General features: G+C 42.8%; 25 protein-coding genes and 1 riboswitch. Of the genes, 2 read left to right on the top strand and 23 right to left on the bottom strand.

Annotation, left to right across the window (positions count from 1 at the left end):
* Positions 1-39: 39 nt before the first annotated feature.
* The 6 genes from MHI23_RS12935 to MHI23_RS12960 form a co-directional block, all read right to left on the bottom strand.
* On the bottom strand, positions 40-1,101 hold the full coding sequence (locus MHI23_RS12935) for a GerMN domain-containing protein (RefSeq protein WP_041107157.1): 1,062 nt from the start codon (positions 1,099-1,101) through the stop codon (positions 40-42).
* 102 nt (positions 1,102-1,203) lie between these two features.
* Positions 1,204-2,019 carry a glutamate racemase gene (gene racE / locus MHI23_RS12940; protein ID WP_326349529.1) on the bottom strand — a complete coding sequence of 272 codons (816 nt, stop codon included), beginning with the start codon at positions 2,017-2,019 and terminating at the stop codon, positions 1,204-1,206.
* Between the two features lie 10 nt (positions 2,020-2,029).
* Positions 2,030-2,470, bottom strand: a complete 441-nt coding sequence (locus MHI23_RS12945; RefSeq protein ID WP_034279763.1) for a MarR family transcriptional regulator — start codon at positions 2,468-2,470, stop codon at positions 2,030-2,032.
* 149 nt (positions 2,471-2,619) lie between these two features.
* Complete coding sequence (gerE, locus tag MHI23_RS12950) at positions 2,620-2,844, bottom strand: spore germination transcription factor GerE (protein WP_003184172.1); 225 nt, start codon at positions 2,842-2,844, stop codon at positions 2,620-2,622.
* Positions 2,845-3,049: 205 nt separating this feature from the next.
* Positions 3,050-4,366, bottom strand: coding sequence for a citrate:proton symporter (locus tag MHI23_RS12955; protein WP_024423207.1), 1,317 nt, complete (start codon positions 4,364-4,366; stop codon positions 3,050-3,052).
* 153 nt (positions 4,367-4,519) lie between these two features.
* Positions 4,520-5,380 carry a LysR family transcriptional regulator gene (locus MHI23_RS12960; RefSeq protein WP_024423208.1) on the bottom strand — a complete coding sequence of 287 codons (861 nt, stop codon included), beginning with the start codon at positions 5,378-5,380 and terminating at the stop codon, positions 4,520-4,522.
* 135 nt (positions 5,381-5,515) lie between these two features.
* On the opposite strand from MHI23_RS12960, the gene MHI23_RS12965 reads away from it, so the two are divergent.
* Positions 5,516-6,646, top strand: coding sequence for a PrpF domain-containing protein (locus MHI23_RS12965; protein WP_025092461.1), 1,131 nt, complete (start codon positions 5,516-5,518; stop codon positions 6,644-6,646).
* Between the two features lie 223 nt (positions 6,647-6,869).
* Here the strand turns inward: MHI23_RS12965 and MHI23_RS12970 are convergent, their stop codons facing one another.
* The 5 genes from MHI23_RS12970 to MHI23_RS12990 form a co-directional block, all read right to left on the bottom strand.
* Positions 6,870-7,589, bottom strand: a complete 720-nt coding sequence (locus MHI23_RS12970) for a biotin--[acetyl-CoA-carboxylase] ligase (RefSeq protein WP_024427167.1) — start codon at positions 7,587-7,589, stop codon at positions 6,870-6,872.
* Between the two features lie 77 nt (positions 7,590-7,666).
* Positions 7,667-8,128: a thioesterase family protein gene (locus tag MHI23_RS12975; RefSeq protein ID WP_024423210.1), complete on the bottom strand. Its 462-nt coding sequence runs from the start codon at positions 8,126-8,128 to the stop codon at positions 7,667-7,669.
* A 121-nt stretch (positions 8,129-8,249) separates the two neighbouring features.
* Entirely contained in the window at positions 8,250-9,014 is a 765-nt protein-coding gene (sdhB, locus tag MHI23_RS12980) for a succinate dehydrogenase iron-sulfur subunit (protein WP_111292405.1), read from the bottom strand.
* A 1-nt stretch (position 9,015) separates the two neighbouring features.
* Positions 9,016-10,776: a succinate dehydrogenase flavoprotein subunit gene (gene sdhA / locus MHI23_RS12985; protein WP_024423212.1), complete on the bottom strand. Its 1,761-nt coding sequence runs from the start codon at positions 10,774-10,776 to the stop codon at positions 9,016-9,018.
* 37 nt (positions 10,777-10,813) lie between these two features.
* Positions 10,814-11,422 (bottom strand): succinate dehydrogenase cytochrome b558 subunit, encoded by a 609-nt coding sequence (locus MHI23_RS12990; RefSeq protein ID WP_024423213.1) that lies wholly within the window; start codon positions 11,420-11,422, stop codon positions 10,814-10,816.
* Positions 11,423-11,705: 283 nt separating this feature from the next.
* On the opposite strand from MHI23_RS12990, the gene MHI23_RS12995 reads away from it, so the two are divergent.
* Entirely contained in the window at positions 11,706-12,149 is a 444-nt protein-coding gene (locus MHI23_RS12995; RefSeq protein WP_024423214.1) for a YslB family protein, read from the top strand.
* A 154-nt stretch (positions 12,150-12,303) separates the two neighbouring features.
* On the opposite strand, the gene MHI23_RS13000 is transcribed toward MHI23_RS12995, so the two are convergent.
* From MHI23_RS13000 to MHI23_RS13055, 12 genes are all read right to left on the bottom strand, one after another.
* The gene (locus MHI23_RS13000; RefSeq protein ID WP_125587585.1) at positions 12,304-13,539 is read right to left on the bottom strand and encodes an aspartate kinase; all 1,236 of its coding nucleotides are present in this window, start codon (positions 13,537-13,539) and stop codon (positions 12,304-12,306) included.
* Between the two features lie 132 nt (positions 13,540-13,671).
* Positions 13,672-13,849: riboswitch (Lysine riboswitch) on the bottom strand.
* Between the two features lie 61 nt (positions 13,850-13,910).
* A complete protein-coding gene (uvrC, locus tag MHI23_RS13005; RefSeq protein WP_025092459.1) occupies positions 13,911-15,683 on the bottom strand; it encodes an excinuclease ABC subunit UvrC in 1,773 nt (590 codons plus the stop codon).
* Positions 15,684-15,822: 139 nt separating this feature from the next.
* Positions 15,823-16,137, bottom strand: a complete 315-nt coding sequence (gene trxA / locus MHI23_RS13010) for a thioredoxin (protein WP_007501629.1) — start codon at positions 16,135-16,137, stop codon at positions 15,823-15,825.
* 246 nt (positions 16,138-16,383) lie between these two features.
* A complete protein-coding gene (locus tag MHI23_RS13015) occupies positions 16,384-17,862 on the bottom strand; it encodes an alpha-N-arabinofuranosidase (RefSeq protein ID WP_326349526.1) in 1,479 nt (492 codons plus the stop codon).
* 75 nt (positions 17,863-17,937) lie between these two features.
* Positions 17,938-18,915: an electron transfer flavoprotein subunit alpha/FixB family protein gene (locus tag MHI23_RS13020; protein WP_197198339.1), complete on the bottom strand. Its 978-nt coding sequence runs from the start codon at positions 18,913-18,915 to the stop codon at positions 17,938-17,940.
* Between the two features lie 43 nt (positions 18,916-18,958).
* Positions 18,959-19,732, bottom strand: coding sequence for an electron transfer flavoprotein subunit beta/FixA family protein (locus MHI23_RS13025; RefSeq protein ID WP_048239049.1), 774 nt, complete (start codon positions 19,730-19,732; stop codon positions 18,959-18,961).
* A gap of 35 nt (positions 19,733-19,767) precedes the next feature.
* The gene (locus MHI23_RS13030; RefSeq protein WP_061109447.1) at positions 19,768-20,547 is read right to left on the bottom strand and encodes an enoyl-CoA hydratase; all 780 of its coding nucleotides are present in this window, start codon (positions 20,545-20,547) and stop codon (positions 19,768-19,770) included.
* A gap of 26 nt (positions 20,548-20,573) precedes the next feature.
* A complete protein-coding gene (locus MHI23_RS13035; protein WP_024423221.1) occupies positions 20,574-21,158 on the bottom strand; it encodes a TetR/AcrR family transcriptional regulator in 585 nt (194 codons plus the stop codon).
* A gap of 168 nt (positions 21,159-21,326) precedes the next feature.
* Positions 21,327-23,045, bottom strand: coding sequence for an AMP-binding protein (locus MHI23_RS13040; protein ID WP_025092455.1), 1,719 nt, complete (start codon positions 23,043-23,045; stop codon positions 21,327-21,329).
* A gap of 99 nt (positions 23,046-23,144) precedes the next feature.
* Positions 23,145-23,600, bottom strand: coding sequence for an immunity 63 family protein (locus MHI23_RS13045; RefSeq protein WP_122631840.1), 456 nt, complete (start codon positions 23,598-23,600; stop codon positions 23,145-23,147).
* Positions 23,601-23,762: 162 nt separating this feature from the next.
* A complete protein-coding gene (locus tag MHI23_RS13050) occupies positions 23,763-24,167 on the bottom strand; it encodes a DUF350 domain-containing protein (protein ID WP_007501637.1) in 405 nt (134 codons plus the stop codon).
* Between the two features lie 14 nt (positions 24,168-24,181).
* Positions 24,182-26,539: an endonuclease MutS2 gene (locus tag MHI23_RS13055; RefSeq protein ID WP_024423224.1), complete on the bottom strand. Its 2,358-nt coding sequence runs from the start codon at positions 26,537-26,539 to the stop codon at positions 24,182-24,184.
* Between the last annotated feature and the right edge of the window lie 14 nt (positions 26,540-26,553).

Consider the following 26,553-nt stretch of genomic DNA (forward strand, 5'->3'; position numbering starts at 1 on the left):
ATGCATGCCTCTTTTTCTCCATTATATCAATGTGTGACGTTAAAAACTACCTGTATTCACTTGTTCTGGTCGTGAAACCGGCTTTGTGAGCTCTGCTCCTTTTTCGTTCACAAGCTCAGCCTTGCCGTTCACCTTGACAGATACGCTTTTGACGTCCGGCAGCTCGGTTAATGTGAGCACAATGCTATCAAGAACTTTTTGTGAAATGACCTTTTTCTTTTCATCCGCACTGCCAAAAATAGATTCGTTGAAATCAAGTGTCACATGGCCATCTTTTACTTTTGGTACATCATTCAGCTTCACATCTTGATCGAAGTCTGTAAGCAGATGGCTTTTTTTGCTTGGTCCAGAGACGAGCTCATCAATCGCTGCTGTAATCGGATCATCCTCGTCTTTTGGCGCTCTTGTGGTCACCGGAACGTAGTACGTCTGTTCATCAGATTCAGCTAAATAGTAAACCGTCACTGGCTTTGTCGCTGTCATATCAGCAGCAGCCTCGTGCTGGATATTAATACCGTCTTCTCTGCTTAAATCATCTGAGATAGGTGTACCGTTCACTGGCATTTCTTTTAGTTCATGTCCATTCATCTTCAATTTGACTTTGGCTATGGAATCAAACTGAGTTAACGTCCAAGTGACAGATTGCAAAATGCGCTGCTCGTCTTCTTTTTTATAGTTTTTAAATTCATTTGAAAAATCGACAACCGCCGTTCCGTCTTTAATATCAACAGATACCCTCGTGTCCGCTGGCAGCACTGCTCTGAAGCCATTCGGCATTAAGTTAGAAATGGGTCCCCCATCCACGAGATATTCAAGGGTTTGTTTGGCACTTCCTTCATTTTTCGGCAGCGGAATAGATTGAGATACGACATACCCGTTTTTATCAATTAAATATAATTCTCTCATCACCGTATCTGCCTGCTTCTCTTCTTTTCCTTCTTTGGCTGTTTGTTTATCTTCTTTATTTTCTTTCACATATGTGACGTTTTGTGGTGGATCAATCTCTGTTTTCGCTTGGTCTGTTTGAAACAATCCGCATCCTGACAAAAGCATGGCTGACGCGATACACGTAACAGCTGCTGTAGATCCTTTTTTCAGCATACTTCACCCTCCTCTAGTAGTTTGTACTACTATGTATACGAGCTCCCCCAGAGGATTAGACCCTTTTCATAAAAAAATAACCCACTTCAAAATAGAAGGGGGTTATTGCTGAAAGATGTGTTCAAGTGACACGGTTTCGACCTTCCCTGGCAGGTAGCCAAACCAGTCACGAGCGATGTTTTGAAAATTTTGCTGCTGCCCTGTTGTGTAAAATGTATGGACAGGTGCTTCTTTAGAGGTATTTAACAGCCCTTTATATGAAAGAATCGTACTCGCTTCTCTCGCTGTCTCATCCCCTGATGAAATGATGCTGACATCACTGCCCATAAAGCGCTGAATCGGCTCTTTTAAAATTGGATAGTGTGTGCAGCCAAGAATAAGTGTGTCAATTCCTGTTTCTTTCATCGGTTCAAGGGAGTCTTTCACCACTGCCTCTGCTGTCTGATCTAAAAACGTACCGCTTTCCACAAATGGGACAAGGAGTGGACACGCCAGACTTTGAACTGTTAGACCTGCTTTTAATGACAGCAGCGCTTCTTTGTATGCCTCGCTTTTGATCGTATTGACTGTGCCAATAACGCCGATATGCTGATTGTTTGTCACCTTGATCGCTGTACGGGCGCCAGGCTGAATGACGCCAATAACCGGAATATCAAGCGTTGCTTTAATTTCATCCAGTGCGATCGCCGTTGCTGTGTTGCATGCAATGACGAGCATTTTAATATGGTGGTGTTTTAATAAGTAGTGCGCCATTTCCCACGTATATTGAAGAACTTCTTCTTCTTTCCGCGGGCCATATGGACATCGTTTTGTATCGCCTACATAAATGATTTTTTCTTTTGGCAGTTGTCTCATGATTTCCTTTGCAACGGTTAAACCGCCGACGCCGGAATCAATGACGCCGATTGGTTGATCCAACAAAATCGCCTCATTTTCTTTTCATTTGCTGCTGTAGTTTCGTTAAGGATTGGTTGAAAACGATGGCTTCTTCTTCTGAGAAAGCCTCTAGAAGTTCACTGACGTATTCTTGGCGTTTAGCAATCACTTCTTGAATGATCCTCTCGCCTTCAGGCAATAAATGAATGCGAACCACGCGGCGGTCAGATGGATCTTTCACCCGTTCGACAAGTTCACTTTTTTCCATTCTATCAATTAAATCAGTGGTTGTACTGCAAGCCAAGTACATCTTTTGTGACAGCTCGCCTATGGTCATATCTCCAAATTCATAAAGCCACTGAAGCCCAATGAATTGTGGAGGTGTAATCGTATATTGATTGAGGATTTCTCTGCCTTTTTGCTTAATAATTGCGGCAATGTGGCGTAATGATTTTTCAATCTCTGCAACATGGCCTGATTCATTCGTTTCCATTTTATTGATACCTCACTATAGCATCTCACTTTGATTAAAACGTATATGTCTATTTTCCTCGTTTTTTAAAGAAAATGCAAGAAGAGACTCATGGAAACCATATAGAAATAACCGGTTCCTCCCCAATATGGAAGGAAAACCGGCTGACTTTAGAGCTCTAGCTCACCCATACGCAGAAGCTCGACTACGGCCTGTGAACGGCCTTTGACTCCTAGCTTTTGCATGGCATTCGAAATATGATTTCGAACAGTCTTTTCGCTAATAAAAAGCTCGCTTGCAATTTCTTTTGTTGTTTTATCTTGGACGAGCAATTCGAATACTTCTCTTTCTCTTTTGGTTAATAGCGGCTTGGATTGAAACTCTTTCTCCTTCAAGTATTGTAACCCTCCTTGCTAAGGTGAGAGCTCTAGTCTCTATAGAATGGGATTCTGTATAGTCGAGATATCATATGCCGGGTGCCTGAGGTAGGTGACGTTAAAATCAAGAAATCCCGCATATCAGCGTCCAATTTATGCGCTTTCCTCCACGCAAAAAAGGACGAGTCTCTTCCCCGAGACATCGTCCTTTTTTGCGTGGTATTTAAAAGATTGAAATGGCGCCTGTTAACAATGCAATAAGTGTTGTAAAAAGGGCAGTTAACACGGTCCATAGCAGTGCATATTTTTGCAAATCACCAATATCTTTGTTCAGCATACTGACAAGCAGCAATGTTGAAGCTACAAGCGGACTCAGTAAGTGAACAGGCTGCCCTATGATAGAGGCACGTGCAATTTCCACCGGATCAATCCCGTAAGCTGCGCCGGCTTCAGCCAGGATTGGCAGTACTCCGAAATAGTAAGCATCGTTTGAGAGCACAAATGTAAATGGCATACTCGTCAAAGCAACAATCAGCGGGAAAAATGAGCTGTAGGAATCCGGAATCATGTAAATGACCAAATTGGCAATGGACTCAACCATTTTTGTTCCAGAAAAAATCCCTGTGAAAATCCCTGCTGCAAATACAAGTGTGATAACCGTTAATGCGTTTCCTGCATGAGATAAAATTCGCTCGCGCTGATCTTCAACCTTTGGATAGTTGATCATCAGAGCGATGACAAATCCAATTAAGAAGAGTACAGGAATTGGTATGATATCCATGACGAGTGTGACCATGACAGCAACTGTAAGGAAGAAGTTAATCCAAATCAGATTCGGTCTCTTGATATCGGCTACTCCATCTTCAATTGACGCAGCCAATTCAGGAGAGATGGACGGCTCTTCTTTGTACTGAATCTCTGCAATCCCAATCCGTTTTCTTTCTTTTTTCCCAAGTACATAAGCAGTAAAAAGTATAAAAAGACCGCCTCCAACCATCGTTGGGAGTAATGGAATGAAAAATTCGCCTGCATCTAATCCAAGCGCCGCGATTGCACGAGTAGCTGGACCGCCCCATGGCGTCATTCCGCTCATAATTCCTAATGATAATAATGAAATTGTTCCTAAAATTAATGGGTTCATCCCAATTCTTAAGAAAAGTGGCAGCATAGCTGATACGGTAATCATGTACGTTGTTGTTCCATCACCATCTAATGCAACAAGCATAGACAAAATCGCTACCCCAAAAGCAATTTTGACAGGATCACCTTTTACAATACGTAGAATGAGTTTAATCAGAGGATCAAACAATCCAGCATCCAGCATGACACCGAAGAATAAAATCGCAAATAACAATAAAGCAGCTGATGGTGCAACAGTTTTCAGTCCATCAAGCATCATGTCCCCTAACCCTTTGTTAAAGCCGCCGATCAATGCAAATATGATAGGTACAACGGTTAGAGCCACCACCGGATGCATACGTTTTGTCATAATGAGAAATGTAAATGTCAAGACCATCAAGATCCCTAAAATAGCTAGCACTTTATATCCCTCCATCCTCTTCTTTACATGATCTGCAAGCGCCCCCTTGCACTTGCGATCTATATGTTAGCGCTTTCTATTTCAAGGATATAATAGCTTTTTTTATAATGAAAATATCGATTTTTTCGTATATTCAATAAATTTCTTTTATAATCAACCTTGCTGATTTCTTAAAAACTCAATGAACGCTTTCACCACAGACAAATGAAGTGAGTCTGGCTGGTACATGAGCCATGTATCTCTTAAAACAGGCTGTCCATCTTTATACGAAAGTCCTTTTACAAATAACTCATCACTTGGTCTGAGGCAAATTTCTGGGACAATGGCATAGCCTAAACCATGCTTCACCATCTCTTTTGATGTATCCTGACGGTCTGTCTCCATCGTGACAAGCGGAGGCATTGTGAATGTTTCCTGCCACCATCTGTTAATCAGCCGTTTTAATGAACTGTCTGTATGATAGTCAATGAGCGGCAGATTCGGGAGATCCTTTAGCTGAATTTCTGATTTTGAAATAATGCAAAGACGCTCTTTATCAAGCAAAAAACGCTCTCCATTCCAGTCATAATCGCCTCTTAAAATCCCTAAATGCACACTTGATGTTCCTAATAAATCCATTACCTTTGTGCTCCAGCCTGTGTTGACCATAAATTGAACATGTGGATACTGCTTAGAAAATTCTTTTAATATTTCTGGCAGTTTATACTGGGCAAAGTTACTTGAGACCCCTAACCGGATCGTTCCTTTGACCTTTTTTTGCATATTGAGCATGCCATCTTTCGTTTGCTGCAGCTGTTTGAGCATGTCATTTGCGTATTTAGCCAAGTATTCGCCCTCTGATGTAAATTCAATTCCTCGTTTTCTTTTAAAGAAAAGTTTCATATCAAACTCCTCTTCAAGCTGTTTCAATCGATAGCTTAAGGCAGGCTGAGAGACAAATAATTTTTCTGCCGCTTTTGTGATGTTCTTTTCTTCATAAAGTACCTTTAAAAACCGCCAATCTTTTTCATCCATTGTATGCCCTCCTTTTTTACTAATTATAAAATATTTTTATTGATTTCTCTTAAAATAATGTATTTAACTTATTTCTTATTATACTTTACCATTTTGGTTAGATAAACAGTTAATTAAAAATTGAGGGTGAGAGTCATGAGAAAAGTTCCAATCACAATCATGCGAGGCGGTACAAGCAAAGGAGTATTCATTCACGCTGACAATGCACCATATGAACACGATGAGCTCGAGGCATTTCTATTAGACATTATGGGCAGTCCTGACCGGCTGCAGGTCGATGGGATCGGCGGCGGTAATTCTTTAACAAGTAAAGTGGCCATTATCGATAAAGCCACACGCCCGGATGTGGATGTGAACTATACATTTGCACAGGTCAGTATTAATGAGAGATATGTCGACTTTAAAGGAAACTGCGGGAACATCTCATCAGCCGTTGGACCATATGCGATCATTAAAGGACTTGTTGAAGCAGTTGAGCCCATTACGACTGTACGTATCCTCAATACCAATACAAATAAAGTCATTACGGCAGAGGTCGAAGTTGAAAATGGGGAAGTAAAATTTGAAGGACAGGCAGAAATTCCAGGCGTAAAAGGAACTGGTTCTCCCATTTATTTATCCTTTGAGAAACCTGAAGGAGCTGTCACAGGTAAAACCTATCCGACTGGAAACAAAATTGATACGATTCAAACAAAGTTTGGGGAGATTCCAATCTCGATCGTTGACATTGCAAATCCAATTGCCTTTATTCGCGCGAAAGATATTCAATTAAAAGGAACTGAATTACCTGAAGAGTTTACAGACGAATTACTGGATGATTTAGAAGAAATTCGTTCCCTCGCTGCTGAAATGTGTCACTTTGCACCAAAAGAAATGGCCACATTACAGTCTCCAGCTGTTCCAAAGCTTGCGCTCATCAGCGAGCCTGCTGATTATGTAGATACAAATGGAATCTTGAGACGAGCAGAAGATATGGACATCATCGTTCGTATGCTATCGATGCAAAGGCCACACCAAGCACTTGCCATTACCGGTTCTGTCTGTGTGACGGCCAGCTGTTTCTTGGATGAAACGCTTCCTTCTCAGCTGTTCCAAGGTCAAGATGACACCCTTCGTATTGGGCATCCTGCCGGGATTATGCAAACGGAAATTGACATCTCTCAAAACAGAGTCAAAGTCATTCGAACTGCAAGAGAAATTCTAGACGGAGTTGTTTTCACAAAACAAGACTATGTGATTCAGCCTCATATTAAAAGAGAAGCTTAAGCAGACGAGAATATCGTCTGCTCAGATTGTTGACAAAGGGCTAAAAGGGTTTTCTTTTAGCCCTTTGTCTTCTATTCAGCGTGATAGAAAACCTTTGAAGTCTAGGAAGGACGAGCACAGGAGCGGAGCGAATGTGACATTCGTGAGCACCGGAGCGCAGACCTGACAACGAATGCGAGGGTTTGTCTACACGCTGAGCAGACGAGAATATCGTCTGCTTTTTTTAATGCTGAAGCGGTGCATCGATATCTCCGGCAGAATGAGCTTTTATTTGCCCTTTCTCATCTTTGAGCTGGAGATGACCGTAGCGGTTGACTCCGCAGCAAATGCCCTCTTCCCATGTTTGTTTTTCACGGTCTAACGAGATCCGCAGCGGTTTATGAAGACGATATAACCGTTTGTTATAGAGGGAAGTGAGTGCTTCAAACCCTTCATTCTTCCAGCGTGTATGATATTTTTCAAAAGCGGCGGCAAGTTCCTTCACAAGCTGATCAGCTTTTACCTCTGTAAGCTCTGATAGGCAAATGGTTTTGTACGGAACGTGCTCCGGCTTTGTCTTCACATTGATGCCAACCCCGATATAAATGGCGGTACGGTCCGCTTCAATCAATGTGCCTGATACCTTTGCTTCATTGATGAGAATATCATTTGGCCATTTGATCGCCAGCTGATCCTCAGCCCTTATGAGAGGTTTGAGTACATCGTAGATCGCTAGTGCCGTCAGCGGAGCAATCGTTGACTGGGTGGAGAGTTCTTCTGGCGGCAAAACCGTCATGGTCAAAGCGACATTCCCTGCAGGCGTTTCCCACGGCCTGCCTAGCCTGCCTCTTCCTTCAGTCTGCTGATGTGCATAGACAGCAAATGAAGGTTTTTCTCCTTGCTGAATGAGCCTTTTCGCTTCATTATTTGTACTATCAATGGTGTCATATTGAAAAATCTTCATGTGTTCTCCTTTTGTTCTTCTTAATATGGTCTTTTTATTATAACAAAATGAAGCTTACACGTTGCTGAGGCTGCATGCTACCCATTTCGCTGAGCTTGAAATGTCTCTTTTTCTTCCTCTGTAAATGGGACAGATGCGCCTGTTTCTTTATTAATTTGCACCATGGTGACTGAGCCTGTAAAGCATGGTTCCTGCTGCTCGTTTTCTCCTAAATAATGAAGGATAAGTGAGCTTGATCCGACTTTTTCCGGCTTTACATACACACGAAGCCGCTCCCCAATCTCCACCTGTTTGATGTAATCACATTGCAGGTTTGCCACGACTGTAATCGTCTCTTTCACACGTTTCATTCGTTTATCCACAATTCCTGTTTTTTGAAAAAAGGCAATCCGTGCTTCTTCAAAATACACAAAAGGGGTGACATTGTTCATATGGCCGAACATATCCGTTTCTGAAAAACGGACAGTCGTTTCGACATAAAATCGAAAGGATGCTCTCCATTCTTCAAATGGTTCCTCAATATATGATGGAAGTCTCACTTCATCATCTCCTTATTCATCAATAAACGCCTCTCCCATATTGGAAGAGGCGTTTATTTTGTGTTCCATCCAGCCTCTTGTAAACACTCATCATGATTGGCAAAGAGGACTGAATGTGATGTTATTCTGCGTGATCGCTTCCGAAGAAGTTACGGAAAGCTTGTAATGTTGTATCTCGGTTAAGTGCTGCAATTGACGTTGTCAGCGGGATTCCTTTCGGACAAGCCTGCACACAGTTTTGAGAGTTCCCGCAGTTCGCAAGACCGCCGTCTCCCATAATTTCTTCTAGACGGTCAGACTTATTCATCGCACCTGTCGGATGTGCGTTAAATAGACGAACTTGCGAAAGCGGAGCAGGGCCCATAAAGGAAGACTTATCATTTACGTTTGGACAAGCTTCAAGGCAGACACCACATGTCATACATTTAGAAAGCTCATACGCCCATTGACGTTTTTTCTCAGGCATTCTTGGTCCAGGTCCAAGATCATATGTGCCATCGATCGGCACCCATGCTTTTACTTTTTTCAAGGAGTTGAACATGCGGCTTCTATCAACCTGCAAGTCTCTCACGACCGGGAATGTCTTCATCGGCTGGAGACGAATCGGCTGATCTAACTGATCAATTAGTGCTGTACATGACTGGCGCGGTGTTCCATTAATAACCATGGAACAAGCTCCGCACACCTCTTCAAGACAGTTCATGTCCCAGTTGATCGCTGTTGTTTTTTCACCTTGTTTATTGACCGGGTTACGTCTAATTTCCATGAGTGCAGAAATGACGTTCATATTCGGACGGTAAGGGATTTCAAATTCCTCATCATAAGACTTTCCATCTGCTGTATCTTGACGTGTGATTATGAAATGAATTGTGTTTTTTTCACTCATCTTATTTCTCCACCTTTTTCTTCGAGTAATCTCGTTTACGAGGTGCAATTAACGATACATCGACGTCCTCATAGTGGAATGCAGGCTTTTGATTTTTCCCTTTGAACGTAGCCATCGTTGTTTTAAGGAATTCTTCATCGTTTCTTTCTGGGAATTCCGGTTTATAGTGTGCGCCTCGGCTTTCATTCCGGTTATATGCCCCAATCGTAATGACTCTTGCCAGTTGAAGCATGTTGTCAAGCTGACGTGTGAAGGCAGCGCCTTGGTTGCTCCATGATGCGGTATCATTGATGTTGATCTTCTTGTAGCGCTCCATTAGTTCTTCGATCTTCTGATCTGTTTTTAAGAGTTTGTCATTGTAACGAACCACTGTAACGTTATCCGTCATCCATTCTCCAAGCTCTTTATGAAGCACGTACGCATTTTCAGTACCATCCATGCTGAGGATGTTGTCCCATTTCTCCTGCTCTTTCTTCACGGCGCTGTCAAATAGTGCAGAAGAAAGGTCTTCCGCAGATTTTTCAAGACCGTTAATGTACTTCACCGCATTTGGTCCAGCGACCATTCCGCCGTAAATCGCAGAAAGAAGTGAGTTTGCACCAAGTCTGTTTCCGCCGTGCATTGAGTAATCACATTCTCCGGCAGCGAATAGACCTTTGATATTCGTCATTTGATCATAATCGACCCATAATCCGCCCATAGAGTAATGAACAGCCGGGAAGATTTTCATCGGCAGCTTACGCGGGTCGTCACCCATGAATTTTTCATAGATTTCAATGATTCCGCCAAGCTTAATATCAAGCTCTTTTGGATCTTTGTGAGAAAGATCAAGATATACCATGTTCTCTCCGTTGATGCCAAGCTTTTGCTCGACACATACGTCAAAGATTTCACGCGTTGCAATGTCACGTGGTACAAGGTTCCCGTATGCTGGGTATTTTTCTTCAAGGAAGTACCAAGGCTTCCCGTCTTTATATGTCCAAACACGTCCGCCCTCACCACGAGCTGATTCACTCATAAGACGAAGCTTGTCATCTCCTGGGATCGCTGTCGGGTGAATTTGAATGAATTCTCCATTTGCATAATGCGCACCTTGCTGATAGACGATAGATGCTGCAGATCCAGTGTTAATCATAGAGTTTGTTGATTTACCGAACACGATTCCAGGACCGCCTGTTGCCATGATAACTGCATCTGATCGGAAGGATTCAATTTCCATTGTCGTCAAGTTTTGCGCGACAATCCCGCGGCATACTTCCTCGTCATCTAAAACAGCGCCAAGGAATTCCCAGCCTTCATATTTCGTGACAAGTCCTGCTACTTCATAGCGGCGAACCTGCTCATCCAGTGCGTATAATAGCTGCTGGCCTGTTGTAGCTCCAGCAAACGCTGTACGGTGGTGCTGTGTTCCCCCGAAGCGGCGGAAGTCCAATAATCCCTCTGGTGTTCTATTAAACATAACACCCATACGATCAAGTAAGTGGATAATGGACGGCGCTGCTTCACACATTGCCTTTACTGGCGGCTGGTTGGCTAAGAAATCTCCGCCGTATACCGTGTCATCAAAATGCTCATAAGGTGAATCCCCTTCACCTTTTGTATTAACCGCTCCGTTGATTCCGCCCTGTGCACATACAGAATGCGAACGTTTCACAGGTACGATTGAAAATAGTTGAACAGCTGTTCCCGCTTCTGCTGCTTTAATAGTTGCCATGAGACCAGCTAAGCCGCCTCCGACAACGATGATGCTAGAATTACTCATTGTAGCCCCTCTCCCTCTTCTACTAATCTATTTCCTCTTAAACAAAAGCGAAAATTGCTCTTAGCCCTACATATGAAAGCGCTATAAATATACCTAATGTCACATATGTGGAGATTCGTTGTGAGCGTGGTGAAACGGTAATTCCCCAGCTGACAGCAAATGACCACAAGCCATTAGCAAAGTGGAAAATAGTAGATAAAACGCCGACAATATAGAAGCCTAGCATAAATGGAGAGCTTAAAATATTCGCCATCATGTCATAGTTGACTTCAGCTCCAAGCTGAGCTTGAATTCGTGTTTCCCATACGTGCCAAGAGACAAAAATCAATGTGATAATACCTGAAATCCTTTGCAATCTGAACAGCCAGTTTCTTAAGTAACTGAAGCGAGACGTGTTGTTTTGTGCCGTAAAGGCTATGTACACCCCATAAACAGCATGATAGATCAGTGGTAAGAAAATCACGAACAGCTCAAGTGCATATCTGAAAGGAAGCTGTTCCATAAAGTGTGCAGCTTTGTTAAACGCCTCTGGTCCATTTGTCGCAAAGTGGTTAACCACTAAGTGCTGTATTAAAAATAGACCGACCGGAATGACGCCAAGCAAAGAATGCAATCTCCGATAAAAAAATTCTTTGTTCCCCGACATTACTTTACCCCCTAGTAAAAAAAGTGCAATTGCTTGAAAATTGTCTTACCCCCGCTTCTTTCAATTGTAAGCACTTTATTCAAATTTATTGACAATTTCATTTTACTCCTATGTCAAAAAAGCGTCAAGAAACCGCGTACATAAATTAAAATTTTCCGAAATTTAAAAGTTTTAAATCAAAATTCGTTTTACTACAATAAGAATTTCTTAGACTTCAGGGAAAACTCTGTCATCATATGCCCACATAAGCTATAATAAATTGTTGAAAGAGGGGAGCCGTACAATGAATAAATTCGAATCTAACTTAGAACAGCTAAAAGAAATTGAAGTCAATGGATTTGCCTACGAGCTGATACGCGAAGTTCTGCTGCCTGATATTCTTGGTCAGGACCATTCATCTATGATGTATTTTGCGGGTAAACTGCTTGCTCGTAAATTTCCTCAAGAGTCATGGGAAAAGATCCCCGAATTTTTCCATGATGCCGGATGGGGGACTCTCACGATGGTCCATTCGAAAAAACAGGAAATTGAGTTTGAGCTCGAAGGTCCACTAGTATCCAATCGTCTCACCTATCAAAAGGAGCCATGCTTTCAGATGGAAGCGGGTTTTATTGCTGAACAAATTCAGCTTCTGAATGAGCACGTGGCTGAATCCTACGAACAAGTGAAAAAGCGTGCTGAGAAAGTCATTTTAACTGTTAAATGGGATTTAAGAGACCCTAGCTAATACTCTTGATAAAAGGCGCGGACTTCAGGTCACGCCTTTTTTATATGTCTACATCTATCATAGCATACTTAATGAATGGGTTTACGCCCGTTTCAGCCGTTTCCATATAGAAAAAAGAGGCGACCCTCTTTCGTGAGATCACCTCTTTACCTTTTTAAGAGTGAGCAGCGGCGCTCACCTTTGATAAATCAAACGCGTCATGCAGCGCTTCAACCGCTTTGACCATATCATCACGGCCAACGACCGTTGAGACTTTGATTTCAGACGTACTGACCATTTTCACTTGAATGTCTTTTTGCGCTAACACAGCAAACATTTCAGCAGCTACCCCTGGATTTGAGACCATTCCAGATCCCACGATGGATACTTTCGCTAATTTGCTTTCTGTCTCAATCTGTTCGTAGCCAAGCGCCCCTTTATATTCTTCTAATACTTCAACTGTTTTGGACAAATCATCCGTTTTGACAGAGAAAGAAATCGACGTCTGATTGGTGCTTGTGACAGACTGAATGATGATATCGACATTGATATTCTGTTTCGCAAGCGTCGTAAAAATGGTCGATAATGTTGTTAAACCACTTGAAAGCCCGCACACTGTCACACGTGTAATCTGATCTTCAAATGCAATGCCTCTGACGACTAAGTTTTGTTCCATGGATGATTCCTCCTCAATTAACGTACCCGATTCATTTTCAATACTAGAACGGACTTCTAGTGGGACTTGATAATTTTTCGCAAATTCAACAGCTCTTGGATGCAGAACCCCAGCTCCTAAATTAGCCAGCTCAAGCATCTCATCGTATGAAATGCCTGCAAGTTTCCGCGCAGATGATACATAACGCGGATCTGTCGTAAACACTCCTGGTACATCTGTGTATATATCACATTTATCAGCTTTTAGTGCGGCAGCCAGTGCCACAGCTGTTGTATCTGATCCGCCGCGGCCAAGAGTTGTGATATGTAAGTTATCTGCAATTCCTTGGAAGCCTGCCACAACAACGACTTTCCCCGCACTTAATTCCTCTTTTATTCTTGATTCATCAATGTCCACGATTCTTGCATTTCCGTGTACATGCTCTGTTTTCATACCAGCCTGCCAGCCTGTAAAGGAAATGGCATCATAACCTCTTGCTTGTAGCGCCATCGATAATAATGAAATGGTCACCTGCTCACCAGTTGCGAGCAGCATATCCATTTCTCTTTTGCTTGGATCGTCTGTGAGTTCTTTCGCTAGGTCTACTAGAACATCCGTTGATTTGCCCATCGCTGATACAACCACAACCACATCATGTCCTGCCTCGCGTTCAGCGATCACTCTCTCTGCGGCATTGCGAATTTTTTCTGTCGACCCAACGGAAGTTCCGCCAAATTTTTGTACAATTAGTCCCATGTCTACCACCCTTTTTCAAAAGTTCACGTGTGAGAGAAGAGGCAGCTTGGAGACTGTCCGCTCACTGCAAATAAAAAAGCAATGAGAGAACAAATCTCCCATTGCTTTAAAATCATCATTAAACGATGCAAACAATGAGATAGCCCTCCAAGAAATGAATTCTTGACAGCCCTACATTTCTTCAATGTACAGCCAGCGAATAAAATGAGTGGATTTTATTCACTTCGGCGACGCTCCCCTTTCAGCCCTCTTCTTAGATCCCATCGATCTCCGAAGGCTTACTCTTGAAGTTCGCACCTCTATCTTCAACAAACAACACGTTCATTTATTAAATTAGTCACATCTTAACAGACTTTTAATAAAAGTACAATCTATTTTTTTAATGCTTCCATTAAAAGTTCAGCCGTCTGTTTCGGAATGCCAGCCTCCTGAAAGTCTTGGATAGAGGCTTCTTTCATTTTTTTCACAGAGCCAAAATGTTTGAGGAGCTGCTTTTTACGCTTTTCTCCGATACCTGGTACATCGTCTAAAATAGACTGGAATGCATTTTTTCCGCGGAGCTGCCTGTGAAAGCTAATAGCGAAGCGGTGCACTTCATCTTGAATGCGCTGCAATAAGTAAAAGGCCTGGCTATTCCGCTCCAGCGCAACAATTTCAAGTGTATCTCCTATCATGAGATTCGATGTCCGGTGTTTTTCATCTTTTACAAGACCTGCGACTGGGACAGACAGATTCAATTCATTTTCAAGCACATCGATGGCTGCGTTGATCTGTCCTTTTCCTCCGTCAATTAAAATTAAATCTGGCAGCGGCAGTTCATCCTTTAACACACGGGTATATCGTCTTCTAATGACTTCACGCATGGATGCATAATCATCTGGCCCTGAGACGGTTTTTATTTTGTATTTTCGGTATTCCTTTTTATAGGGCTTCCCGTCCTGAAAGACGACCATGGCAGAAACCGGGTCTGCTCCTTGAATATTTGAGTTATCAAATGCCTCGATTCTGTATGGCATATAAATATTAAGCGCATCCCCGAGCTGCTTCACCGCACCAATTGTCCGCTCTTCATCACGCTCAATGAGCGAAAATTTTTCTTTTAAGGCGATTTTGGCATTTTGATGCGCAAGTAAAAGCAGATCCTTTTTCTTTCCTTTTTTCGGCTGGTGAACGTTCGTCTCAAGCAATTGCTCAATCATCTCTTGATCGACACTGTCCGGAACCAGAATTTCTTTCGGCAGAAAATGGTTGTTCTTTTCATAAAATTGCCCCATGAACGTGAGGAACTCCTCTTCAGGGTCCTGATACATTGGAAACAGGCTGACATCACGTTCAATCAATTTCCCCTGTCTGATAAAGAAGACTTGGACACACATCCAGCCTTTATCATAGGCATAGGCAAAGACATCTCGATCTGATAAATCACTCATCGTCATTTTCTGTTTTTCCATCGTTGAGTCGATATATGCGATTTGGTCTCTCAGTTCTTTTGCCCGTTCAAACTCTAAATTTTCAGCAGCTTCCTGCATCTTTTCGGTGAGTTCTTTTTTGATTTGCTGATGTCCCCCGTTTAGAAACCTTGTGATTTCGTCCACGAGCTGCTTATTCGTTTCCTCGGAAATGTCATACACACATGGCGCAAGACATTGTCCAAGATGATAATAAAGACAGACGCGGTCAGGAAGGGTGGCGCATTTTCTCAGTGGATATAAGCGGTCGAGCAGCTTTTTTGTTTCTCGAGCTGCTTGTACGTTTGGGTATGGACCGAAATATTTTCCTTTGTCCTTTTTTACATTGCGGGTGACGATCAGCTTAGGATGGCGTTCATTCGTAATTTTTATAAAAGGATATGTCTTGTCATCCTTGAGCATGACATTGTATTTTGGGTCATATTTTTTGATTAAATTCAGCTCTAAAATGAGCGCCTCGATATTAGAAGAGGTGACAATGTATTCAAAGTCTTCAATTTCACTGACAAGCCGCTGCGTTTTGGCGTCATGTGATCCAGTGAAATAAGAGCGCACCCTGTTTTTTAAAACCTTTGCCTTTCCTACATAAATGATCGTATTTTGTCTATCTTTCATTAAGTAACAGCCTGGTTGATCCGGCAGGACTGACAGCTTTTCTTTGATTAGTTTGTTCATATTTTCATCCGTCCTTGTTTTCCTCTTTCACTCCTTCTAGTGTATCACGAACATTTGTTTTATACCATGTTGAAAGAAAAGCGGCTCTCGTCTTTACGAGAACCGCTTCAATGATTATGCCGCTTGGACATAGATCGGTTTATAGATGTTTGTTGACAAGTTCAGCAAGTGCTTCTTTTGGTTTGAAACCAACAGAAGTTTCTACAACTTCACCGTCTTTTAAAACAAGAAGTGTTGGGATACTCATAACGCCGTATTTACCAGCAGTTTCTTGGTTATCGTCTACATCAATTTTTACAATTTTCATTTTGTCGCCCATTTCTTGATCAAGTTCTTCAAGAACTGGAGCAATCATTTTACAAGGTCCACACCATGGTGCCCAAAAGTCTGCAAGAACAACACCTTCTGCAGTTTCTTGTGAAAATGTTGCGTCAGTAGCTTTTACGATTGCCATTATTCATTCCTCCAATGTAAATTATGCTTTTTAGTATAGCATCTACCAATGTGACTTGCGAATGAAATGCTTACGAATCATTTTTTAGGAAATGAATTAAAAAACAAACCGTATAATCGCACCAATAACAACAATCGCACCGATGATCATTAGAATGGTTCTAAGCATATGACATGACACCCTTTCCGCTTCATTTACAATGTATGATGCCCCAACATTCTTCTCATCAAACATCGAAATATGCAATTAAGCGAGGTCGACAGTTATCATGACCACTGACATTGGCGGCAGCTCCACCGTTAGTTCGCCGGACTTTACAGTCATTTGCTGAAAGTCTTTTGGCTGAACAGAATGAGGTTCATCGAATGTATTATGGGCATTCATGCGATCGGCCGTCAGCACACGTCCAGTGACTTTCGTTTGTTCATCAATCCCTGCAATGGCAAGGGATATCTCTGTTTGTTCATGCGGATTCAGGTGACAGTAGCTAATATGCATCTTCCCTGATGAACGTGAGGCTGACACACTGACCTGAGGAATTTTTTCACCTCTTCGTTCATACGGGGGTGAAACGAACTCTACTTCAAGCGCTTCTTCCTCTTGATGCACTTGAAACATGTGAAATACATGATACGTAGGCGTCAGAAGCATCTTTTCGTCCTTTGTTAATACCATCGCTTGCAGCACATTGACCGTCTGAGCAATATTTGCCATATGAATCCGCTCGCAATGGCGATGAAAAATATGAAAATGGAGGGCGGCCACAAGGGCGTCTCTTAGTGTGTTTTGCTGATATAAAAACCCAGGATTTGTCCCTGGCTCTGGGTCATACCATGTCCCCCATTCATCAATAATCATCCCGATTCGCTTGTCTGGGTCATAACGATCCATGATTTCTCCATGGTCTTCGACAAGCCGTTCCATCTCATAGGCTTTTTTCAGCGTGATAAACCATTCATCTTCATCAAATTCAGTTGCTGACCCCTTTTTCTCCCATGTACCAGGTACGGTGTAATAATGTAAACTGAGCCCATCCATCCACGGTGCAGCCTGCTCCATCAATACTTTCGTCCAATTCACGTCATTAGAGTTCGCGCCGCAGGCGATTTTATAAATACGCTGCCCTGCAAATTCTCTTACGTACGTTTGATAGCGTTTATATAAATCTGCATAGTATTCAGGCGTCATATTCCCGCCGCAGCCCCAGCTTTCATTGCCTACACCAACATAGGTCAGCTTCCAAGGCTCTTGTTTTCCATTTTGAATGCGCCAGTCTGACATAGGTGTCCCATTTGGAAATGTCATGTATTCGACCCAATCGGCTAATTCTTGAACAGACCCGCTTCCCACATTGCCGCAAATATAAGGCTCACATTCAAGCAGCTCACACAATGTCATAAATTCATGCGTACCAAATGCATTGGATTCAACCGTACCACCCCAATGGGTATTGACCATCGGCTTTCGTTCACTGAGATCACCTACACCATTTGCCCAGTGATACTCGTCTGCGAAACAGCCTCCCGGCCACCTCAGCACCGGAATATGTAATGCTTGAAGGGCCTTCAGCACATCGGTACGAATTCCCTCAATATGATCAATCTCTGAGTCTTTTCCTACCCATATCCCGTCATAAATCCCTCTTCCTAAATGCTCCTGAAAGTGCCCATAAATGTGTTTAGAAATGTGTCCGATCACGTCATTGACTTTGACTGTCCCCTTCACTTGTCAACCGCTCCTTTTCTGCTTGATCACATACAAAAAAACCCAGAATACCTAGGCATTCTGAGTGTATGAGCGTTACGAGTGGATATTCATCTTTTTTAACTCTTCATTCAAAAGCGGTACCACTTCAAACAAGTCACCAACGATTCCGTAATCGGCGATTTTGAAGATTTCCGCTTCGGGGTCTTTGTTGATTGCCACAATGACTTTACTGTTAGACATTCCCGCTAAATGCTGAATCGCTCCTGATATCCCGCATGCAATATAAAGGTCTGGTGTGACGACTTTTCCCGTTTGGCCAATTTGCAGGGCATAATCACAGTAGTCGGCGTCACAGGCGCCGCGCGAGGCTCCGACTGCTGCCCCCAGCGTCTCAGCGAGTTCATTCAGCGGTTCAAAGCCTTCCTTGCTCTTAACCCCGCGCCCTCCAGCAACAATGACCTTTGCTTCAGATAAATCTACACCTTCTGACGTTTTTTTAATGACTTCCTTCACGATCGTCCGAAGGTTTTGAATATCGACAGAAACCGGTGTGACTTCTCCGCCTCGTGACGTATCCCGTTCAAGTGGTGCCACATTGTTTGGCCGGATGGTTGCTAGAAGCAGACGGTCTGTCGAAATGACTTTTTCAAAGGCTTTTCCAGAGTAAATTGGTCTAGTGAAAACAAGATGTTCGCCGGTAACGCTTACATCGATCGCATCTGAGATCAAGCCAGTCTGGAGACGTGCGGCTATTTTCGGCGACAAGTCTTTTCCGATCGATGTATGGCCAAATAGCACAGCATCGGGATCAACCTGATCTAATATGGCTTGAAGCGCCTGCGCAAAACCATCTGACGTATAATATGAAAGGTGTGGATGCTCCACAATCATCACATGATTCGCTCCATAGTAAAGCAGTTCATCCGCTAGGCCTTTGACGTCATCCCCTATTAACACGCCAATGACCTCACCGCCATCTGCCACTTTGTGAGCGGCAGCAATGGCTTCAAATGTCACATTTCTTAATTTACCGTCACGACTTTCTCCAAGTACAACAACTTTTTTACTCATCTTCAAGCTCCCCCTTGTTCTCGTGATATCGTAAAGTGGATGTTTAGATGACTTTTGCTTCATTTCTGAGTAGATCTGTCAGTTCTTTGACTTGATCCTGAAGCTCGCCGCTCAGCACCTTGCCACCCTCTTTTTTCTCCGGTAAGAAACGTTCAATTGTTTTGATTTTATATGGTACATCGTCTTCATCTAGATCTAAATCATCAAGTTCCAATTCTTCTAAAGGCTTTTTCTTTGCCTTCATAATGCCTGGTAATGATGGATAGCGGGGCTCATTGAGTCCTTGCTGCGCTGTGACGACAAGCGGGAGTTCGGCAGAAATGACTTCCACATCACCCTCTGCATCTCGTTCAATCGACGCAGAGCTGCCGTCAATTTGAATACTTGTTATTGTTGTTACATATGAAAAGCCAAGTAATTCAGCAAGACGCGGGGCTACCTGTCCAGAGCCGCCGTCAATTGCTACATTCCCTGCTAAGATTAAGGAAGCCTCTTTGTCTTTTAAATAGTGATAAAGAATGGTAGAAGCTGAATATTGGTCCCACTCTTCTAGGTCATCTTCGACGTTTAATAAGACGGCCCTGTCACAGCCCATAGCAAGTGCTGTTCTCAGTTGTTTCTCCGCATCCTCACCGCCTACTGTCACAACGGTCACTTCTCCCCCGTGCTCATCGCGAAGCTGAATGGCTTCTTCAATGGCATACTCGTCATAAGGATTAATAATGAACTCTGCTCCATCTTCTTGAATTGCACCAGACTGAATAGAAATTTTCTCTTCCGTGTCAAACGTACGCTTCATCAAAACAAATATATTCATTTATTTCTCCCCCTTGTGTCGTACTTATCCCTTATTTATTCCCCTTTAAAGTTCGGTTTGCGCTTTTCGATAAAGGCCTGGATGCCTTCTTTGGCGTCATTTGATTGGAAAACCTCACCAAATTTCTTGGCTTCCAGCTTCATTCCTCCGTCATATGAATACAATTTTGTTGCGTTCAATAAATCCAGCACATATTCAAGTGATTTTGGGCTTTTCGCTGCAAATTTCCCCGCAAGTGTTTTAGCCGCTTCGAGCGCTTCTTCCTCTGTTTCTGCCAGCTTTGTAACAAGGCCGCACGTAAATGCTTCTTCACCTGTAATCGGTTCAGCTGTTCCCATCATTTCAAGCGCTTTAGCAGAACCAACGTAGCGCGGGAGGCGCTGTGTGCCGCCGAATCCTGGAATGATGCCGAGGTTTAGTTCTGGCAGTCCAAGCTTCGCATCTTTTGTTGCGATTCGGATATCACAAGACATGGCAAGCTCAAGGCCTCCGCCTAATGCTGCTCCGTGAATCGAGGCAATGACTGGCTTTGGACACTGTTCAATCCGTTCAAAGACTTGCTGTCCTCTATCAGCGAGGCTTGCATAATCAGACTCTTCCTGTAAAGTCGTAAATTCTTTAATATCAGCACCTGCTGAGAAGAATCTGCCTTCTCCGTGGATCACAATCGCTCTTACTTCTTCATTCTGTTCGAGCTCATCGAACATGTCATTAAGCTCTGTGAGCAGCTGAGAGGATAAGGCATTTGCAGGTGGGTTCTGAATCGTGATGAGCGCTGTCTGTCCTTCATGATGTAAGCTGAGTATTTTTTCCATGTCAATCATCCTTTTTCACATTGTCTTTAGGATTGATGTATTCCGTTTAACAGTAGATCATGTACATTTTCTGCGAGTGCAGGCAGATCATACTTTTGATCATTCATGACCCATGTTGTTGCGGTTTCATCAATCGTCCCAAATACCATTTGTCTCGCTAAGCGGACATCTAAATTTTGTCTGAATTCTCCTGTTTTCTTTCCTTCTGTTAAAATCGACTCGAGCATATTTAAATACCCTTTTAGCACCTCATTGATTTTTTGCCGCAGCTCAAGGTTTGACTGCCTGAGTTCAAGCTGTGTCACAAGAGCCAAATGATGATTTTGCGCCAGCATGCGAAAATGCTCCTCAATCAACAGTAGAAGCTTTTCTTTGGCAGACGGCTTCTTTTGAATATCTGTCTCCATCCGTTCGATGAATTGTCCCATTTTTTCTTTGAACAATGAGATGAGAATATCCTCTTTGTTTTTGAAGTAGAGATAAATGGTTCCGTCTGCCACCCCTGCTTGTTTCGCAATCTTTGAAACTTGTGATTGATGATAGCCATTCTCTGCAATCACCACAACTGCTGCATCAATAATTTGCATGTACTTCGGTCTTTTCTGCTTCAATGTGCTTCGTCCCTTTCTAAATTGAATGAGCATTCATTCATAACTTTATGTTAAAAAGAAACGGGTGATTTGTCAAGAGATCTTCTTCTTTCTTTTCAACCTTTATCATACCAGAGCAGACTGTCAGCATTCAAATCATCCGGCCGCTCGACCGGATGATGAAGGCCGTTATTTCTTCAATTGATCGACAGGTGTCTCAGATGATGAAGCTTGCTTTCTTTTTTCTTCTTCAATTAATACTCTGCGCAAAATTTTTCCGACAGCCGTTTTAGGCAGTGATTCTTTAAATTCATACACGCGCGGTACTTTAAATGAAGCAATTCTCGTTCTGACAAAGCGATCGAGTTCATCCTCTGTTAAATAAGCATCCTTTTTCGGTACAACAAACGCTTTTACTGTTTCGCCTCTATAAGGATCTGGTATACCTGCGACAACGACTTCTTGTACAAGCTCATGCTCATATAGGGCTTCTTCGACCTCTCTTGGGTAAATATTATAACCGCTCGCAATAATGACATCTTTTTTCCGGTCAACGATATAGAAAAAACCGTCCTCATCCATATACCCAATATCTCCGGTGAAAAACCATCCATCCCTTAATACAGCTGCTGTCTCCTCTGGCTGATTCCAATAGCCTTTCATAATTTGCGGCCCTTTGACGATAATTTCTCCGTGCTCATACGGCTCTTTAAGGCCACCCGTTTCCTCGCAATAAATGCCTGCGTCTGTCCCAGGCCACGGACAGCCAATGCTGCCTGTTTTGTTCGCTCCCCATAAAAAGTTAGAATGGGTCACTGGTGAAGTTTCTGAAAGACCATACCCCTCTACTAAACGCCCTCCTGTTAATTTCTCAAAGCTCTGTTTGACTTCAACAGGAAGAGCCGCCGAGCCGCTTAAACATGCAGTGATGGACGACAGGTCATATTTTTCAATGTTCGGATGATGCAGCAAGGCAATATACATGGTGGGTGCACCTGGAAAGAGCGTCGGTTTCTGTTTTTCAATCGTTTTGAGGGTATCAGCTGCGTCAAATCGCGGAAGGAGAATCATTGAATGCCCTTCTTTGACAGCAAGATTTAATACGGTCGTCATTCCGTATACATGAAAAAACGGAATGATGCCGAGGATTCGTTCTTTGCCTCTTGTCGTTTTATACATCCAAGAAGCGCACATTTCAGTATTCGCTAAAATATTTTCATGCGTCAGCATGACCCCTTTTGGTAAACCAGTCGTTCCGCCTGTATATTGCAAAACAGCGACATCCTCTTTCGGTTCAAAGGCAAGCGCCGGAATCTGTTCTTCTGACGATTCTTTCATAATTTGTGAGAAGTGATGAATGGTCTCACTTTTCTCCACTTGGATGACCATTTTATTTTTTCTTTTTTGGACGATAGGAAACAGAATGTTTTTCGGAAATGGTAAATAATCCTGTAGTTTGGTGATGATCAAGTGCTCCATACTTGTCAGCGCTTTCATTTTATAGGCCTTTGGATACAATAAATCCAGTGTAATCAGCACTTTTGAGCCACTGTCCTCCATTTGATATGCCAGTTCTTTCTCCGTATAAAGCGGGTTCGTTTGAACAACAATGCCGCCTGCAATTAAAACAGCATAATAAGAAATGACAGATTGAGGACAGTTTGGCAGCATGATCGCTACTCTGTCGCCTTTTTTCACGCCAATTTTCATCAGGTAACCAGCTAGTTTCAATGCTTCTTCCTGGAGCTGTTCATAGGTGATGTTTTTTCCTAGAAAATGAATGGCTGTATGCTCAGGTGCAGCCTCTGCGGAGCTGAATAAGTAAGATTGTAACGTCTCATTTGGGATGGTGAGTTCGTGGGGAATTTGATTCGGGTAATGCAGAAGCCAACGTTTATCTGACTGCATAAAAACCCTCCTTCCTGAACTTTCGTACTATTTTATTATAGCAAACTTTTCCTTAAGGCAGTTTGCTTTTTTCAAATAGAGCTTGGTTCCATGCCATCTTTATTTCTTCGCTGGTGTTTCGATCGATGCTCTTTTTCCTTCATGATGCCACTGTTCATATAATCCACCAATTGCACGGAATGACTCATTTACTCTCTCCACGATCTGTTGATGGATACTCGGGTCATTAGGTAAATGCGTCTGGATGTTGTCGACTTGATACTGCCTCATCATGTCTATGTAGACTGTAAGAAAGATCGTGTCTTCTAAAATCCAGTAAATGACTTCATCCGCCGCTTTTGTTCTTTTATGCAGCATTTGGATTCCTCGTTCATATTGAATGAGAATATAGCCACTCGGATCGATTTGAATATAAGGGCTCAAATCATCAAAAAATCCAGTCGTTTGAAATGGGCGTGCAATATACGGTTCATATATGTCTCTTGGCAGGGATGTCATTTGGAGACATGTATCAATGCGCTTTATGAGTTCGTCTTTTTGCAGAATTTTCTTCATGTGATTCGCCGCCTTTGGGTGAGATAAAAGCTGCCAAGGGACCCCTGACAGCTTTCTCACTTTGTCTTCTTCATTTCACAGGAACATGTAAACGGCACCAATGACCGCAAAAGTGCAGGCAACTACGATTAATACTTTTGCTAGCTTTTCCATGTCGTCTCCTTAAATGCCGGCTGCTACTACGTAAGACAGCCCAACTGAAATAATGAGTGAAATAAACCCGACCGCTCTATTATCATTCTCAATCTCTTTGTCTACTTTAAATCGCGGTGTTAAAAATTCAAAAATGAAATAGCTGACAAGCAGCATCACAAAGCCGTATACGCCCCATCCAACCATTTGCAGAAGGGAATTGTGCTGTGCGATTGAATGCTGAAACACATTCGCAATCCCAAAAATCTTTCCGCCTGTTGCCATGGCAACAGCTAAGTTCCCACGCTGGATCTCCTCCCAGTTTTTATAGGAGGTAACGAGTTCAAAAATGGTTAGAAATAAGACAAGACATAGGACGGCCACGCTGTAATAGGCGGCAATTTCCACAAGTTCATTTTCCCAAAAGGCTTTCATGCGTTTTCTCCTTTTTACTTTAATTCGACGATGGTAACGCCTGATCCTCCCTCGCCTTGTTCCCCAAAACGAGCATTTTTCACACTTCGGTGCTGTTTCAGTAATTCCTGAACCCCTTTTCTAAGGGCGCCAGTTCCTTTTCCGTGAATGATTGACACTCGCGGATAACCAGCTAAGACAGCATCATCTAAATATTTCTCGACTCTGCTTAAGGCATTTTCATAACGCTCGCCCCTTAAGTCAAGCTCAAGCGATACATGATAGTCTTTTCCTTTGACTGCCGTAATGGCTTTTTCCTGCTTAAATTCAGGTGCTGATTTGATAAATTCCATATCTTTTTCTTTTACTTTCATTTTCAGAATGCCCATTTGGACACTCCATTCTTTGTCACCTGTTTGTTCAAGCAGCGTTCCTTTTTGCCCGAAGGTGAGCACTTTCACTTCGTCGCCTGATTTTAGCTGTCTTGCTGCTTTTTTCACCGGCTCTGGCTTTTTCTTCCGGTCAAACTCAGGAACTGCTTCTTCAAGACGCTTTCTCGCATCGATGAGTTCATGCTCTTTGAATGAGCGATGCTCATTTTTTATCGACCGAAGCTCTTGAATAATATCTTCTGCTTCTTTTGAGGCTTGTTCAATTTTTTCTGCCGCTTTTTGTTCAGCTTCTTCTAGCAGTTTGTCCTTTTGCTCATTCCATTCAAGAATTTGTCTCTGCAATTCTTTATGAAGCTTTTCTGCTTCTTTTCTATAGATTTCTGTCTCATGCAGCTCTTCTTCTGCTTGTTTCTTGCTGTCTTCTAATGAAGCAATCATTTGGTCTACTTCATTATGTTCGGCATGCATATCCGCTTTTGCCCGGTCAATGAGGTGATCTGGCAAACCAAGACGTTTAGAAATTTCAAATGCATTACTTCGTCCGGGCACACCGATGAGCAAGCGGTACGTTGGTGATAAGGTTTCAATGTCAAACTCCACGCTCGCATTTGTGACACCTTCTCGGTTATACCCGTAAGCCTTCAGCTCAGGATAGTGAGTCGTTGCGATGACGCGTGCATTTGTTTGATGCACTTCATCTAAGATACTCATGGCCAGCGCGGCACCTTCAGCAGGGTCTGTTCCTGCCCCTAATTCATCAAATAACACGAGTGAGTTAGATGTCAAATTCTTTAAGATATCCACAATATTGACCATATGAGATGAGAACGTACTCAAGCTTTGCTCAATCGACTGTTCATCTCCAATATCAGCAAAGACTTGGTCAAACACCGCCACTTCCGATCCTTCTTCAACTGGAATATGAAGGCCTGACTGCGTCATCAGCGTGAGAAGACCAAGCGTTTTTAAGGTAACTGTCTTACCCCCTGTATTTGGGCCAGTAATGACGATGGTTGAAAAATCTTTGCCGAGCTCGATGTCATTTGCCACAACCTGATCCCTAGGCAATAGAGGATGTCTTGCCCGCTTTAAATAAATTTCCCCTTGATCGTTCACAGCAGGCTTTGTGGCTTTTTCTGCCTTTGCATATTTTGCTTTAGCAAAAATAAAATCTAACGTCTGAAGCTCCTTTACATTGTGAAGCAGTTCCTCAATGTGTTCTGACACACTCTCTGTCAGCATTTGCAGGATCTTTTCGACCTCTTGTTTTTCTTTTAAACGGGTTTGCTGCAAGGTGTTATTTAAATCCACGACCACTTGCGGCTCGATAAAAAGGGTTGCCCCAGATGATGACTGATCGTGAACAATTCCGCCGTAATTCGAGCGGTACTCCTGCTTTACCGGAATCACAAACCGATCATTACGAATAGTGACAATCGTGTCTGACAGCATTTTCGAAGCAGATTGTGAGCGAATCATGGATTCTAATTTATCTCGAACTTTTGATTCAAGTGAACGTAATTGTATGCGCAATGAACGAAGTGCCGGGGTGGCATGGTCGAGAACTTCTCCATTATCACCAATACAGCTTTCGATTTCTTTTCTGACTTCAGGCAGTAAAATCAGTGTCTCTGCATATGTATGAAGTCGTGGTATGTCTACACCATCTTCATACATGGACTTGAGAAAATGCTTCATATTCTTCACAGCATATAATAGTCCTGCAATTTCCATGAGCTCAGACGGGCTTAATGTACTGCCGATTTCTGCCCGTTTGACCCCGCGTCTAATATCCGTCAGCCCGCCAAATGGCGCCGATCCCTTTAAGCGGATAACATCCTGTGCTTCTGCTACCTCTTCCAGCAAATGCTGAATGGTTTCTATATCCGTCAGCGGCGTTAAATCCTGCGCTCTTTCTTTTCCTAATGAGGATGCGGTATAGGACATGACTTTTTCTTTTACTTTATGAAATTCTAATGATGCTAACACTTTTTGTTGCAGCATGGTCCAGCCTC

The organism is Bacillus sp. FSL M7-0003, from assembly GCF_038628485.1.
In the GTDB taxonomy this organism is placed as follows: Bacteria; Bacillota; Bacilli; order Bacillales; family Bacillaceae; genus Bacillus; species Bacillus safensis.

What these genes read in the sequence shown, in the direction of transcription:
- MHI23_RS12935 (WP_041107157.1), bottom strand. Translation starts at nt 1,101, where the DNA reads ATGCTGAAAAAAGGATCTACAGCAGCTGTTACGTGTATCGCGTCAGCC.
- MHI23_RS12945 (WP_034279763.1), bottom strand. Translation starts at nt 2,470, where the DNA reads ATGGAAACGAATGAATCAGGCCATGTTGCAGAGATTGAAAAATCATTA.
- MHI23_RS12960 (WP_024423208.1), bottom strand. Translation starts at nt 5,380, where the DNA reads ATGGATGAAAAAGATTGGCGGTTTTTAAAGGTACTTTATGAAGAAAAG.
- MHI23_RS12965 (WP_025092461.1), top strand. Translation starts at nt 5,516, where the DNA reads ATGAGAAAAGTTCCAATCACAATCATGCGAGGCGGTACAAGCAAAGGA.
- MHI23_RS12970 (WP_024427167.1), bottom strand. Translation starts at nt 7,589, where the DNA reads ATGAAGATTTTTCAATATGACACCATTGATAGTACAAATAATGAAGCG.
- sdhB (WP_111292405.1), bottom strand. Translation starts at nt 9,014, where the DNA reads ATGAGTGAAAAAAACACAATTCATTTCATAATCACACGTCAAGATACA.
- sdhA (WP_024423212.1), bottom strand. Translation starts at nt 10,776, where the DNA reads ATGAGTAATTCTAGCATCATCGTTGTCGGAGGCGGCTTAGCTGGTCTC.
- MHI23_RS12990 (WP_024423213.1), bottom strand. Translation starts at nt 11,422, where the DNA reads ATGTCGGGGAACAAAGAATTTTTTTATCGGAGATTGCATTCTTTGCTT.
- MHI23_RS12995 (WP_024423214.1), top strand. Translation starts at nt 11,706, where the DNA reads ATGAATAAATTCGAATCTAACTTAGAACAGCTAAAAGAAATTGAAGTC.
- MHI23_RS13000 (WP_125587585.1), bottom strand. Translation starts at nt 13,539, where the DNA reads ATGGGACTAATTGTACAAAAATTTGGCGGAACTTCCGTTGGGTCGACA.
- uvrC (WP_025092459.1), bottom strand. Translation starts at nt 15,683, where the DNA reads ATGAACAAACTAATCAAAGAAAAGCTGTCAGTCCTGCCGGATCAACCA.
- trxA (WP_007501629.1), bottom strand. Translation starts at nt 16,137, where the DNA reads ATGGCAATCGTAAAAGCTACTGACGCAACATTTTCACAAGAAACTGCA.
- MHI23_RS13020 (WP_197198339.1), bottom strand. Translation starts at nt 18,915, where the DNA reads ATGAGTAAAAAAGTTGTTGTACTTGGAGAAAGTCGTGACGGTAAATTA.
- MHI23_RS13025 (WP_048239049.1), bottom strand. Translation starts at nt 19,732, where the DNA reads ATGAATATATTTGTTTTGATGAAGCGTACGTTTGACACGGAAGAGAAA.
- MHI23_RS13030 (WP_061109447.1), bottom strand. Translation starts at nt 20,547, where the DNA reads ATGGAAAAAATACTCAGCTTACATCATGAAGGACAGACAGCGCTCATC.
- MHI23_RS13040 (WP_025092455.1), bottom strand. Translation starts at nt 23,045, where the DNA reads ATGCAGTCAGATAAACGTTGGCTTCTGCATTACCCGAATCAAATTCCC.
- MHI23_RS13045 (WP_122631840.1), bottom strand. Translation starts at nt 23,600, where the DNA reads ATGAAGAAAATTCTGCAAAAAGACGAACTCATAAAGCGCATTGATACA.
- MHI23_RS13050 (WP_007501637.1), bottom strand. Translation starts at nt 24,167, where the DNA reads ATGAAAGCCTTTTGGGAAAATGAACTTGTGGAAATTGCCGCCTATTAC.